The sequence below is a fragment of the Sphingomonas sp. UYP23 genome (assembly GCF_054059235.1).
The window spans coordinates 1236276-1249655 of the sequence record NZ_JBSSBX010000001.1; the positions used below are offsets into that span (position 1 = coordinate 1236276).

The following is a 13380-nucleotide window of genomic DNA, read 5'->3' on the forward strand; positions in this document are numbered from 1 at the left end:
TCACGACCGGTCATCGGCTCGAATGACACTAGGCTGGCTGTCGTGCGCCGACCGACTGTCCTGTGGCGCCTCGGCACGCGCGTACATGCCGTAATCGCGCGTTACCTCGGCGACGCGGAGGCGATAGTCGGCGAGGACGCCCGCCCTGCCCTTCCCCTGCGTCGCGCGGTGCGCGCCGGCATTCCGCCATTGGCGAACGGCCTCCTCGTCACGAAAGAAGGACAACGACACCAACCGGCATGTGTCGGCGACGCTGCGGAAGCGTTCGACCGAGATGAAACCCTCAATGTGTTCCAGCTCCTGCGCGAGAGCTGCGGCGAGCGCGAGATACTCCGCCTCCATCCCCTCAGCAGGCTCTACCTCGAAGATGACCGCGATCATGCCTTCACCAGGGGTGCGTGCGGACCAGACGCGAGCCTAAGGAAAAGGCGATCCTCGCGCGTTATGAAGCGCTGACGCTTCGCGAAGGCATAGTTCTCCCGGCCGAGCGGGTCGTCGCGGAGCCGAGCCTTGTAGGCCTCGTATGCCCCCAGGCTCTCCACGTTGTAGATCCCGTAGGCAGTCGTCGCCGAACCCTCGTACGGAGCGAAATAGCCGATCAGATCCGCGCCGCAGCGGGGGATCGCCTGTCCCCAGTTCCGTGCATACTCAGCGAAGTCCTCGACCCCGAAAGGGTCGATCTCGTAGCGAATGAGGCAGGTGATCATCGTCGATTTTCCTTGGTCGTTTGTCCAAAAGTAGTCTGATTCTGTCGGGAAATGCTTCGATCGCGCTGGAAGGATGACACCGCGTTTCGGCGGTCGACGAGGTTGGCGATTCGCTGGCTCGCGCCTAGATCACCGGCGCCCATCCGGGTCGGCGAGGAACGCGTTGGTTGCGGCATACAAAGTCGTCCGGCCGACCTCGAGGTGCATCAGGTGAGTGGCTTTGGGCACAACCACGTCCCGGATAGATGCAGCTCGAACGAGCTGCTCCCGGAGCCAGCGTGCGTCACGCGCGGTCGAGGAGCTGTCCCATTCTCCACGCATCAGCAGCACGGGCGCAGTGATGCCGGACATGTCGTACGGGAAGCGACCGGACCACGTCTCGGCGATGTCGCATGCGGGTCCCGACGGGATCGCCACCGAAGGCGGATGCCGCGATGGACCGCCGGAATCGGATTCCAGATAGGCTTGCGCCCAGCGACCAAACTCGTGCTGCAGGAGCACCGGCGAGTGGGTAGGCGGCACGTCCTTGACGAACCGGGCATGCTGCTGCTCGATAGTCACAAGATCCCACGCCGTGGAGACGGGCTCGCGACCCTCAAAACGTCCTGCGATGGCGCCAAACAGCACCAGCCGGTCCACCAACTCAGGACGCCTCGCAGCGAAGCGACCAGCGACGATCGTTCCCCACGAATGCGAAATGATCGAGACGCGTTTAGCGCCTGTCGATGCGAGAATCAGGTCCACCGTCCGCGCGACCTGACGATCCGCCACAACGGAGCGCCCCTCTGGTAGTCCAGAGCGCGAGGAACCCGCCTCCATCGAGGCGTACCGCTCTGAGCCACCGTATCCCGCGAAATCGAGGCCGAAAACCGTGAAGCCCGCCTCATTGAGGTTGTCGGCCCACGAACGGTCGTCGAACCGGAAAAAGACCGAAAGGTCCGACGGAAAGGTAGCCCCGTGAATGTAGAGAACGGGTCGAGACCGGTCGCCGCTCGCGCAAACCTGCTCGCGGACTCTGAGCCCGGGTTCCCACCCGGCCGCATCTGCCACGCGACCGGCGAGCATGTGATCACGGATCGCTCCTTCTCGGCCCCGCTCGGCTGCACGATGGTGGGTATGTTGTCGGGTCATGTCAGGGTGTCACCTCCGCCCGGCGAATTACAGGGCAAAACGCGGCCGTCGCTTCGCTACCGCTCGAAGCATCGAGACTGTTGATGTGCTAGGAAGACGCGATGAGAGAAGGACCTGACTTCGCGCGCATCGGCAGCCTGATCGGCGACCCTGTCCGCGCGAGTATGCTCCTCGGCCTGCTACGAGTTCCAGCGCTCACAGCCGGAGAATTGGCGAAGGAGGGAGGCGTGACCGCCCCTACTGCGAGTTCGCACCTTGCGCAGCTTTACGACGGGGGGCTAGTCGATGTCGTCACTAGCGGCAGGCATCGGTATTACCGGCTCGCCGACGCCGACGTGGCACATCACCTCGAGCAGTTGCTCGGCCTCGCGCAGCACCTCAGCCATTCGCCCACGCGGCCGGGGCCAAATGAGCCAGCGGTCAGACGTGCACGCGTCTGCTACGATCACCTCGCAGGCGAGATCGCGGTCGAACTGTTCGAGCGGCTGCGGGCCCGCGGCGGCGTTCGCGCCGCCGAAGTTGGCATCACCCTGACCCCTTCGGGACATGCCGCTTTTCTGCAGGTCGGTATCGATCTGAGTGCGACCGGCGGGACGCGCCCGGTCTGCCGCGAGTGCCTCGACTGGAGCGAGCGCAGGCCCCATCTCGCAGGCATCGCCGGCGCCGCGCTGCTATCGCGGATGGTCGAGCTGGGATGGCTTTGCCGAGTCGAGGGGAGCCGGGCGATGACAGTCACGGTGACGGGCGACCGCGCGCTCACGAAGCTGTTTGCGTAAAAGGCAGCTAACCTTGGCCCGCAAGCGAACACCGCTTTCAGCGTGGAATACCTTCCCCCTAGACTTTCAGATACCGTTCGACCAGCCCACCTTGGCACCGCAACGCTGGTCGCCAAACCTACGCACGAACCTTCAATCGACGATGAACAGCTTCGCGCCGGGGAGACTGCTAGAGCGGTGCGACGAGTCCCCGGAGTCCGAGACCTGATAACTCATCCCGGCCGTCAGGACGAAGCGACGGCCGTCCTGCAGCTCGGAAATGAGCTCGCCCTCGAGAACGAGCAGGACATGCCCACGGTCGCACCAATGATCGGCGACGTAGCCTGGGGTGTACTCGACCATCCGGACCCGCAGATCGCCGACCTCCGTGTTTTGCGAGATCGAGCGGCCGCGCTCCCCCGATCGGGCCAACGATGCAACGCTAGCCCAGTCGATGACCGAGAAAGCCTGGTCCGGAAAATTCATGACAGTATTCCAATGAACGTTTAGGCTTGAACGATAGCTGCATGGCTCGAGGCGCCAAGCAGGCCCGAGCCGTTTGTAGCTTGACGAACCCACGGACGAGACCGCCGGCGCGAACAGCGAGCCCCGCGGCGTCAATCACTCAGTCGTCCATCGCGAACACTAGCGCGTCCTAAAGCACGATTCGATTAGCCTCCACATGCCGAAACGCCTTGGAGCGGCAGGTTAGGAGGATTACCTGCATCCTATGCGACGCCTCCAGCAATATGTCGGTCATCGTCTCAAATCGCGCGTCGTCAGAGTAGACCAGCGGGTCGTCGAGGATCAGCGATATTGGAGCGCCATCCTCGAGCAGGAGATCGGCAAAGGCGAGCCGCGTCAGGACCGCGAGCTGCTCCTGCGTGCCCTTGCTGAGGTTTGTGCACGATTCGTCCTGCCCTCCGCGCGAGACCGACGCCAGACCCAGCCCCTCGCCGAACGAAAGGTCGCACCCGGGAAGGAGGCGCTCCACGTAGCGCGCCGCCCGCTTGGTTACGGGTGCGAGGAACGTGCGCGAGGCTTCGTCGGCAGCCTCGGTCAGCGCAGCACGCAGCACCTCCAGCGTATCGGCCTCGCGTTTCAGACGGTCGCGGGCCACCGTTGCGGCGAGCTCCTCCTCGACCGCCTCGGCCACGAGGCCGGCGGGACCTAGCGTGCCCTCCCGCTCGATGGTGGCCTCGAGCCCGGCGATCTTCCGCGCAAGTTCAAGCCGCTCGTCCGCTGCTCGGGCAGACGCCCGGTCCAGATTGTCGATACGGCGGCGGATCGCGTCGACCTCAAACGACCCGGCAGCCTGCTTGGCGAGATCAGCGCCTCGGCCCGCCGCGCCCGCTCGCGCTGCGACTCTTGAAAAGCCGCCAAAAGAGCGGCCTTGTCATCCTCACCCAGAAGAAGGTCAAAACGCTCGGCGGCACCCGCTTCCGCTGACACCGCACCGCTATGTTCCGCGACCGCCGTAGCCAGGTCGCGCTCGGCGTTCGACAGCGCGGTCCGCGCATCGTCGTGCCGTCCGACCGCAGAGGCCTCCCTGGTGCGCGAGTCCAACGCCGCACGGTCAAGCGCGGGCCCGTCGTAGTTCGGCGCTTCGTCCTCGCCAGCATCCTCGCCGAGCGTGGCGACATACGATCGAAGAGCGTCGGCGCCAGCGGCGAGACCAATCACCGGATCTCCCGGACAGAGCGCCGACATCTGCTTCCTAAGGGACGCCAGTTCACGCTTGGCGGAAGCCGCCCGCTCACTGGTCGTAACAGCGGAGGCGTGCGACGCGACACCGACAGTGCGTAACGCAGTGCCGAGTGCCTCATCGGCTGCGGCCACGGCCGCCTCGATCGAAAGACCTGCGCCTCCGGGCGGAACGATGAGAATGCTGCCGGCGTCGCCAAGTGTCAGCCGGGTCGCCTTGACGAGATTCAAGCTGGAGGCATCCTCGGCAGGAACGCCGTCGACAAGAAGGACGACACCTTCCGAGGTAGAAAAGTCCACGCGGACAGTGCCGGCGGCGAACCGGGCCCGCGCCTCGATCGCCGCCCGCTCCAGCTTCGCCAGCGACGCCAACGCCGGAGCATCAACCTCGCCCACCGACTGCGCCTCCATTTCCTCGACCCGTCGCTCGAGCTCGGAGAGCGAACGTCGCAGCTCCCGGGCACGGTTCTTCGCGCGCGCGATGGAATGTTGTTCGACCCGTCCGCGAGCCTCGCGCGACACGCGGTCTGCCTCCTCTCGATCGGATCGCGCCCGATCCAACGCGGCCCGCGCCTCCCGCTCTGCCGAAGCCGCCAGATCGACCGCCACTTGCGCGCCGACGCGGGCCGCATCGCGCTCGCCACGCGCGGCCGCTGCCTCCCCAACCGCTACCGATGCCAGATCGATACGCCTCAACCTTTCGTCTAGAGCACGCGCCACGGCGTCGGCATGCGCGTGCTGCGCCTGGGCCGTCGTCAACCGCAGCTGCGCCGACTCGCCCGTCTGAAGATCGGCGACGAGCGCCACGCGACGCGCTACCGCTTCGGGATCCACGAGGTCACGCTCGACCAGCCGCAAGCGCGTCCGCGCATTCTCCAGCTCACCCAGCGACTGCTCGTGCGACCGCAGCGCGGCCTCCGCCCGCGCCCGCTCGGCGGCGGCCGTGACCACGCGCGTCTCGGCTGCCAACAGATCGCCCTTGGACGCGCCCGTCTTCGCCGTGCGCAGGGCCGTGTAGCCGGCCTCGACGGCGGCGCGGATCGCATCGAAGCGCCGCCCGCCGGTAACCGCACCAACCTCCGCCTCCAGAACTCCGCGGACTGAATCGCGTACGAGGCGTCCAGGCTCGGACACGCTCAGACCCTTCGTCTGCTCAACCCAGAGAAGACCAAGCGGTCCGCGCGCGTCGAGATCCGCCCCCTTTCCGCCCCGCTCGAACCCGAGCAGGCGCTGCAGCTGCTCCTCGGCCGCCTCGCTCTCGTACCGGCCCGTGGGTCCTGTCAGCTTCACGACGCGCCCACGCAGGAACTGCTTCTCCAGCGTCCAGGAACCGGACGGCAGATCGAAGGACATCTCGATGCGAGGCGAGACGTCGTCGTTGAACGGGCAGTATGACTGGACCAGCTGCCCGGTGGCGGAATAGCGGGTGAAGAGGGCGGCCTGCATCGCCTCTAGCACCGTCGACTTGCCAGTCTCGTTGGGCTCGACGACGATGTTGAGGCCGTCCGTGAAGCCATCGATCGACAACGGCGTGCGGAACTTGCGGAAGTTCTCAAGACGGAGCGAGCGCAGCTTCATCGCGCGCCCTCCGCGTCGACGCGCATCGCCTCGACATAGAGCCGCTCGAGCGCAGCTGATGCGATCGCGGCGTTGGGTCCCATCCCGTCCGCCTTCCTGCGCAGCGTTGTGGCGGCGCCCGCGAGCGCGCCCTGGACATCGATGCGAGCAACGTCCTCCTCGGTAGGGAGCGAGACCAGCGATCCGTCATCGACGCCGAGCCAGCGAACCTCGTGCGCAAGCCTGTCGCGTAGCGCTTCCGTAATGCCGACCCTCTCCGCCAAAGACGCGACACCGGTCAATTCGAGCGACAGGAGCATGTCAGCAAGTGCACCCTCGCGCCGTAATTCGCCAATCTGCGCATCGAGCGCCCCCATGCCGTCGACCTCCCAGCGCCGCTCAATCCAGCGGTAGCGGCCCGTCGTCACGCGGTCGACCTCGGGCACGTCTCCGCCGCGCACCGTGACCAGCGCGCATGAGCCCGGCTCGTCGCGGCCGAAGCGATCGACCTCGGGCGTGCCGCTATAGGCGCTGCGGTCACCAAAGCGCATGAACCCATGCCAGTCGCCGAGCGCCAGATAATCGAGGCCAGCGGTCCTGGCGCGGTCTGGCGGGATCAGGTTCGAGCTCTCACCGGATGTGCCGAACTCCGTGATCGAGCCGTGCGCAAGGCCTATGCGCAGCGCTCCCGGAGGTGTGGCCATGTCCACAAGAGCGGAAGTCGGATCTTCCCGCGTCCGCCGGTGCTCGAGCGGCGCCGGCAGCAGCCAGGCCCCCTCCTCCATCTCGACCGGCTCGGCCACATCGACGACGCGCACGTTGCCCGGTGCGCGGGCGCGCACGCGGCTCCACAGCCCATCGGCCCGGGCATGATCGTGATTGCCCGGCATCAGCCACCAGGTCGCCGCCGCCCGCTGCATGCGCGACAGCGCCTGCATCATCACGCGATCACCTGGATCGACGTTGTCGAACACGTCGCCCGCCACGACGACATGACGCGCGCCGCTCGACGCGGCCACCTCGGCGAGACGATCAATCACGTCAAGCCGCGCCTCGGAGAGCGCCGAACGCACGTCCACCGGAAAGCGGCCGAATGGCTTGCCGAGCTGCCAATCGGCGGAATGTATGATCCTCAACGTGGCCACGATATCCTTCCTACGATCATTTGGCGTCTCCCGCACGAGGAGAATGATCGCCTGCGTTCCGCCTTTGTCCAGAAACGAGTCAGGCCGTCCGGCCTTGCTCTAATCGCTTGCCGGCCAGGTTCGACGCGCCGGCAACAACAACGCCGCTGCCGTTCGGATCTCCACCAGCGTCGTTCGTGACTCGGCTCACCTTGGACCCTGAAGCAGTGAGGCGTCTTTTACTTTTCGGCGTCCATCAAGCGGGGCGCCGGCGAGAAACGGGCTTGGGGGAAGGCGGTCGGATTGACCGTTGGAAGGAAAAATACGGAATGAACATGCAGAGCCAGATCGCCGCGGCGAAGATCACAGGACCGAACTTTACGGAGCCCCGCGTCGACCCCACGAAACGGCAAGAGGAGATCGTGGAGATACTCAGGATCGCCAACCAGTCGAGGAAGGGTCTCTCCCGGTTTAGCGAGTTCTCGCTCGCGCCGGCACGCCTCGACGACGCCTACACCTACTTCGCACAGATCCGGGCGGTGCCACGCTCCGGCTTCGGGAATGCCGAGTTCCGCTTCGACATCCCGGCGCGGCACTCGGGTGAACATGAACCGAAGGTGGTGGCCGCGAACGTGCTCGCTGCCGCGCGACTTTACAACCGACACACCCGCGTGGGTCCATACGCGAAGTGCGTACGCGAGTTGGTCGAGGCCGCGATCGAACCGGCGACTAAATGGTTGAAGCCGATGCGCCTTGTCGCGTTTGGCATGTCCGCGAGCGCGCACGGCGACCTTCCCAAGCTGTCGGTGGACCTTGAGATGCTCGGGGAAGACCTGACGGTCGGCATCGACCGCGTCGTCGAACACGACATCGATCGCCTTGAGGAGAAGGTGGCGGAGCAGGTCGCCAAGCACATGGCGCGGGAGAAGCTCTGGACGATCGCGACCGCGTCTCGTGCCTGTGGCTGGATCGACGACATCGCGCTGCGCATCGTAGAGGCGTCGGGCATGACGTGCGGCGAGGTCGTCTCGCGGCTCCGCGATACAGAGTTCCTCGACTTCTGCTTCGGCGGTGAAGAAGGCTACGACGTCAGCGCCTGCCTGAACTGGGAGGACGGCGTCATCAGGGGCCATTTCCGGTCACTGAAGAACGATTGCGACTTCGGCGCTGACCAGCTCACCGTCTTGCGCGACAAGGTTTCCGAAACGGACGTCGCCTCGCTCCCGGGCCGCCGGTTCGCCGATCTCTACGAGCAGCCCTTCATCCCCGCCGATGCTCTTATCACCTCCGTCTTCACGAACGGTGACTGGCTCTACGTCAGGGTGGCCGTCGGCATGAGCCTAATTGACGAGGCGGCGGGCTGCTGTCGGGTCGCGCGATGCGCAGCCTGACCACAGCATCAATCCTGCCGTCCAAGCGCCGGTCGCAGTCGATCAGACAGAAATGCCGAGGTGAAAATGAGAAAAATCGATGAGAGGGTCGCGCAGAAGTTCGCGCTCGCGGCCGCCATCCTGATGACGCGCGTCTTCTCGACGCCACTTCCGACGAACACGCGTCGACTCATGCTCGCCTGTGGTCCCGCCCTCCCCGGCAAGCGGCTCGCCAGACCGAATCCGGAACTGAAGTTCGACGTCCTGGGTCTGGGGTTCAGGCCGGGCAAGGAATGGAAGGGTCCCGCGGAGGTCTTCGTCGAGGAGCTGCGCGATGGAGAGCTGCACTCTTGGACCAGCTGCCAGCTGTATGCGGCGACCGAGACCGGTCCGATCTACGTCCTCACGAACGATCCGGAAGTCTGCTTCAGCTTCGACGGCAACTCACTCATCGTCCTGGTGGGGAGGCCTCACGACAGCGACGAGGGGGTGCTGCGCGCAAGGGCGCTGCTCCGCATAGCAGCGCGCAGAGTGCCGGAAGACATTGAGAAGCAACGGATAATGTAGGAGCGCCGGTCGTTCGCCCTGCCACGTGCGCGACCACCACGTCTCGCCGCGGCGCCGTACTCCCTCGTCGCTCTACTCATAGACACAGCAGGCGCCATCTCAACGACCCGGCCTCGGCCGATCAATCAGTTTCCGTATGGGAACATCACAATACGCAAGGAAGAGGCAAAACATGGAGCAATGGTCGACGACAGAACCGATCCGCGCGCTCTCGCTCGCCGAGCAGCGACTGCTTGGGGTGCTTCCACCGGTAATCGGTCTGGAGGCGAACGAGGGCCTGTGGATTGGGAATGTCCGCGATGCGGTCGCGCTCGATACCAATCCGCCAACCCTCAAGACGGCGTTGTTCCTGACGCCGGAGATGCGCACCGAGGACGTCGACCGCAGGTCTGCCATCGAGCGGCTTGCGTATGGAACGCTCCAGCAGCTGGCGATCTCGCGCGCGTGGCGCAACCTAGGAACGTTCGCCCCGCCCTGGTCGGCGTTTACCGGCAACGCCCTATGGAGCGCGCTGATCAATGCGGACATCGTCGCGCCCCAGAAAGTGGTCGACCGCATCCGCCGCGCGGTGAGCAACGACGGCCTCGACCCCGCCGACCCGCGCGCGCCGTGGACGAGCTGGCGGACAGCTGGCGCGATCCCGGTGCCGCTCGAAGGCGTCCGGAACATAGGCGCGGGCCATCAGGTGACAAGGCGCGAAGATGAACCCTGGCACTCCGGGTGCTACCACGACGACCAGATTGTCGTGCTCGGATACGGCAACGGGGAAGGGTTCGCGATCCGTCCCATCAAGACCATCAAGCGGGCGCACAGATCGCGCATCGTCTACGAGATCGGCACCGAGCGGAAAATCCCCGAGACGATCCTGACGGCGGCGGCGGGTCGGCCCGTGACCGACCTCGTGGACGAGAAGCTCGTCCGCGAGCTCGGCGGCAAGATCCTGTCCGGCACAGCGAGGGTTCGAACCACGAGGCTGCGTGTCGAGGCCGAATTGCCTCTCGAGCCAGGCATGCCGGTCGAGCACGCTGTCGAACTGGCAAAGCAGTTGGCCGGCGTCATCTGGCGGGTGCCGGCAGTGGCGGATGAGGTGGAGCGCGCATTGCTTGGCCACGACGCGGCGGCTTCATGAATACCGCGAAAGCCCACGTCTCTTGCGAAACCTGAGATCTTTCATCGAAAAGCCACGAAATATAAGCGTCCTTATCCGGTGAGGCTTTTCCTTAAACCTTACTCCCCGCCCACATCTCGTTCAGCAGTGGAAAGACCTCACCCATGCGACCCATGGTAACACGCCTTGCGGCCATAGCAAACCCGACCGCCGAGCAGGCGATCATACTTGGTGAACTGGGCGAGGACCGGGCCGAGCCCGGCATGTATTACATCATCGACGACGCCACCCAGGCGATCATATGGCATGCCTTCCTGTTCCTCCGCGCCAACTACGGCTCGACCGGCCGAGTGACGGCAGACAACCCTATGCCGTCCTTCGCCACGAACAAGAAGGACGCCTATAACCTGCGCGAGTGGCTGGCGTTCATCGACGCGATCAAGTGCGACTGGCGCAAGGCGGGCCACGATACGCTCTTCGCCTACGCCGGCTACCAGATCAGCCGTGTCAGTCAGCTCAGCGGAAAGATGCGGGACCCGAATACCGTCGGCATCAAGCTCGGCACTGTCAAGGCATTCTACACATACACCAATGCGATCCGCCTAACCACGGTTACATGGGACGCGAAGGCGATCGCCGCACGCTTCCGGACCAACCGACGCCGTCGCGCGAAAGAGGACGAGAAGATCCGGCCCTTCGGCAAGGACGACGTTCCGCTGATCCGCGAACAGCTGGGAAAGCTGCCGTCGGAACTGCCCAAGGATTCCCTGCGCTCGACGCGCGACCGCCTCCTGTTCGAGACCGGTGTGCGCACTGGAATGCGCGGAGAGGAGATCTGCTATCTGCGAGCAAGCGCGTTCAAGCGCCTGACGCCCGACCCCGAGAGGCCGAACGCCACCCAGCCCATGAGGATTCAGATTACCAAAGGCCGGGTCCACAGGACGGTGGCCATCCCGAACCGACTGATCGGCGAACTGAAGGCATATATAGTCGGAGAGCGCGCGCGCAGCGTGAAGAAACTGCTCGACCGCGGTGTAGCCGACCACGGCTATCTCTTCGTCAATCTCGAGGACGCGTCCCGTCCCGGATCGCAACTGACGACCAACACGATCCAACGCGACTTCACGGCGCTGATGATCCGGTTGAAGATGTTCGAGGAGGCTGTCCGGACCAAGAAGGGCGCGGCGGTAAAGGTCAAGGTGCCCAACCACAGCTTTCACGACACCCGGCACACCTTTGCAGTTCGATACTACGTCGGCTTGAAGCGGGTGGTCGCGAAGAATCCTGCCGCGCTGAACTACGCCGAACCATGGGAGCTCGTGCAGATCGCGCTCGGACACGCCGACTGGGAGACCACCCGAAAACACTATTTGCGCCACGTCGACGATTACGAGGCAGCCATCGGTGAACGGGTCAACGAATGGATGGAGGAAGCATGATGGACGATGCCGAGCATCTTGATCGCCCGTCGGCGACCGAGCAGGACCTGAGGATGTTCATCGCCGAAGGCGGCGGCATAGACACCCTGATCGCCGGTGCGACCCCGATCACGGCGACAGAAACGTCGCTGAGCATCGCCTTCACCAACGACGACGGCAGCGTCGAGACCATCCCACTGGATGTCCTCCTGCCATTGAAGGACCTCAAGGCGCCACTCGCCGAAGTATTGGCGCTCCGGACGCAGGAGATCGAGCGGGTCTCGCTCGAGCAAGACGTTACAAAGCTGGAGAAGTTCGTAACGTTCCTGGCTGAACGCCGCCGCACGCGCATTCGCCTCGAGGAGATCGATAACGCACTGCTCCAGAATTTCCGCGACTGGCTGGATGAGCAACGCACGCCTGAAATCGAGGGGACGAGGCGCTCCCCATACGCCGCCAGGCAGAAGAGCGGCGACCAACCGCTCTCGGTAGGGACGAAAAGCGAATACTACCGGACAGCGGTGAGCTACCTGAACCGCATACGGCTCCAGCCGCAGCACGGCCGGCGCATGCAGCCCGACCTCGACCTGAATTCAGAGAAGGCGTGGAAGAAGCGCGGCAGGCTCGACCCGACGCCCGTGCTAACGCGACCCGAACTGAAGATGCTCGTGCGCCTCTGCCGCGAGGAGGTGGTCGACACGACGATGCGGCTGCGCGCCTTCTGGGCGATATGCGACGGCGTGGCGACTGACGACGACCGTGCGCTCGTTGACGAGGCCCTGGCGCGCGAAGTTTCGGCGATGCGAGAATTCTTTGGGGCCGACCTGCCGCCTAACTGCAAGGATGAGCTCAGGGTCGTGCGCAAAGACGCAGCCAATGTCACTCCCGCGGGAGAGTTCAGGAGACGGACGTTTCCGCTCATTTGGGCCACCAACGGCCCCACCTACCAGGAGGCCGTCGGTCTTCTATATCCTACGCCAGCGAGAATGCTGCCCTTCTGCATGCTCTTCGCCATCTATTTCAGATACAACGCCGGGGTGCTTGGCTCACTGAAGGCAAGCGACCTGAAGCGGCAACCCAGCGTGATGGGCGAACGCCTACACGGCACTCCTTTCAAGAACCGAGCGAAACGCAAGCAGCACGCGTCTTGGCCCATAAACGCCGAGCCGCATAATCCGGCCGAGATGCTCAAGACGATCGAGAGATGGACGTCGGAGATCAAAGCCCACGCGCCCGCACCTGAAGAAAACCATCTCTTCCTCTTCCGCAACCACTATGGCGGGGTGCGCAGCTTCGCGTCCGTCGGTGCGCTGCGGCTGCAGACTGGCCTTTTCGTGCGGCGGCATGCGGTGGAACTCGACGAGAAGCGGTTCACTCCGAAATCGATCAGACCCAGCGTCATCGATCTGGTACATCACCTGTTCGACGGGGATGTGGTCATCGCAAGCCACGCCGGGAACCACAGGCGCGTCGACACGACTATCGAACACTACCTCTCCGATGGCGCCCGCAAGCGCAACGATGAGGGGCTCGCACCCGTCACCGAATCGATGCAGCGATGGGTGGAAACCGCCGGCGTCATCGATCCTCGCAACGGCGGGTCGGCAACCCTGGCGGCGACGCCGGGATGGGAGTGCGAGGACATCCGCTCAGGCGCGATTGCAGGCGAGGAGCCCGGTGTGCCGTGCCGCGCCTACGGACGCTGCGTTTCGTGCGAACTCGGCAAGACCCGACTGGACAGCCCGCTCGCATACGCCCTCAACTTCAAACTGCGGGAAGCCATGCTCCGGGCGCGCACGACAATGCCCGAGCACGCCTGGCTGGCGCGCTGGAGCGGCGAACTCGACCTACTCGAGCGCATCCTAGCACTCGAGTTCAGGGACGAGGCCAAAGCCGCCGCGAACCTTGACATACCCGACCTACCGACGGTGGAGTAACC

Annotated in this window: 13 protein-coding genes; 6 read left to right on the forward strand and 7 right to left on the reverse strand. The window is 64.8% G+C overall.

Translation table 11 applies throughout. The annotated features are described in order from the left end of the window. The 3 genes from ACVWYO_RS06195 to ACVWYO_RS06205 form a co-directional block, all read right to left on the reverse strand. The gene (locus ACVWYO_RS06195; protein WP_457349247.1) at positions 1-381 is read right to left on the reverse strand and encodes an antibiotic biosynthesis monooxygenase family protein; all 381 of its coding nucleotides are present in this window, start codon (positions 379-381) and stop codon (positions 1-3) included. Beyond that, positions 378-707 carry an NIPSNAP family protein gene (locus tag ACVWYO_RS06200; RefSeq protein WP_457349248.1) on the reverse strand — a complete coding sequence of 110 codons (330 nt, stop codon included), beginning with the start codon at positions 705-707 and terminating at the stop codon, positions 378-380. The genes ACVWYO_RS06195 and ACVWYO_RS06200 overlap by 4 nt, the downstream gene beginning before the upstream one ends. Before the next feature lie 129 nt (positions 708-836). After that, the gene (locus ACVWYO_RS06205) at positions 837-1772 is read right to left on the reverse strand and encodes an alpha/beta fold hydrolase (RefSeq protein WP_457349249.1); all 936 of its coding nucleotides are present in this window, start codon (positions 1770-1772) and stop codon (positions 837-839) included. A gap of 167 nt (positions 1773-1939) precedes the next feature. Here ACVWYO_RS06205 and ACVWYO_RS06210 point away from each other — a divergent pair, with 167 nt between their 5' ends. After that, positions 1940-2614 carry an ArsR/SmtB family transcription factor gene (locus ACVWYO_RS06210; protein WP_457349250.1) on the forward strand — a complete coding sequence of 225 codons (675 nt, stop codon included), beginning with the start codon at positions 1940-1942 and terminating at the stop codon, positions 2612-2614. A gap of 132 nt (positions 2615-2746) precedes the next feature. On the opposite strand, the gene ACVWYO_RS06215 is transcribed toward ACVWYO_RS06210, so the two are convergent. From ACVWYO_RS06215 to ACVWYO_RS06230, 4 genes are all read right to left on the reverse strand, one after another. Then, on the reverse strand, positions 2747-3079 hold the full coding sequence (locus tag ACVWYO_RS06215) for a DHCW motif cupin fold protein (protein WP_457349251.1): 333 nt from the start codon (positions 3077-3079) through the stop codon (positions 2747-2749). 169 nt (positions 3080-3248) lie between these two features. After that, positions 3249-3749: an ATP-binding protein gene (locus ACVWYO_RS06220; RefSeq protein ID WP_457349252.1), complete on the reverse strand. Its 501-nt coding sequence runs from the start codon at positions 3747-3749 to the stop codon at positions 3249-3251. A 14-nt stretch (positions 3750-3763) separates the two neighbouring features. After that, positions 3764-5875, reverse strand: coding sequence for an AAA family ATPase (locus tag ACVWYO_RS06225; RefSeq protein ID WP_457349253.1), 2112 nt, complete (start codon positions 5873-5875; stop codon positions 3764-3766). Next, positions 5872-7035 (reverse strand): metallophosphoesterase family protein, encoded by a 1164-nt coding sequence (locus ACVWYO_RS06230; RefSeq protein ID WP_457349254.1) that lies wholly within the window; start codon positions 7033-7035, stop codon positions 5872-5874. Before ACVWYO_RS06230 ends, ACVWYO_RS06225 begins: the two co-directional genes overlap by 4 nt. 272 nt (positions 7036-7307) lie before the next feature. Here ACVWYO_RS06230 and ACVWYO_RS06235 point away from each other — a divergent pair, with 272 nt between their 5' ends. The 5 genes from ACVWYO_RS06235 (at position 7308) to ACVWYO_RS06255 (ending at position 13378) form a co-directional block, all read left to right on the forward strand. Next, positions 7308-8369, forward strand: a complete 1062-nt coding sequence (locus tag ACVWYO_RS06235; protein ID WP_457349255.1) for a hypothetical protein — start codon at positions 7308-7310, stop codon at positions 8367-8369. 66 nt (positions 8370-8435) lie between these two features. Next, on the forward strand, positions 8436-8915 hold the full coding sequence (locus tag ACVWYO_RS06240; RefSeq protein ID WP_457349256.1) for a hypothetical protein: 480 nt from the start codon (positions 8436-8438) through the stop codon (positions 8913-8915). Between the two features lie 172 nt (positions 8916-9087). Beyond that, the gene (locus ACVWYO_RS06245) at positions 9088-10044 is read left to right on the forward strand and encodes a hypothetical protein (protein ID WP_457349257.1); all 957 of its coding nucleotides are present in this window, start codon (positions 9088-9090) and stop codon (positions 10042-10044) included. Between the two features lie 143 nt (positions 10045-10187). Continuing rightward, positions 10188-11462 carry a tyrosine-type recombinase/integrase gene (locus tag ACVWYO_RS06250; RefSeq protein WP_457349258.1) on the forward strand — a complete coding sequence of 425 codons (1275 nt, stop codon included), beginning with the start codon at positions 10188-10190 and terminating at the stop codon, positions 11460-11462. Then, a complete protein-coding gene (locus ACVWYO_RS06255) occupies positions 11459-13378 on the forward strand; it encodes a hypothetical protein (protein ID WP_457349259.1) in 1920 nt (639 codons plus the stop codon). The genes ACVWYO_RS06250 and ACVWYO_RS06255 overlap by 4 nt, the downstream gene beginning before the upstream one ends. Positions 13379-13380: the final 2 nt, after the last annotated feature.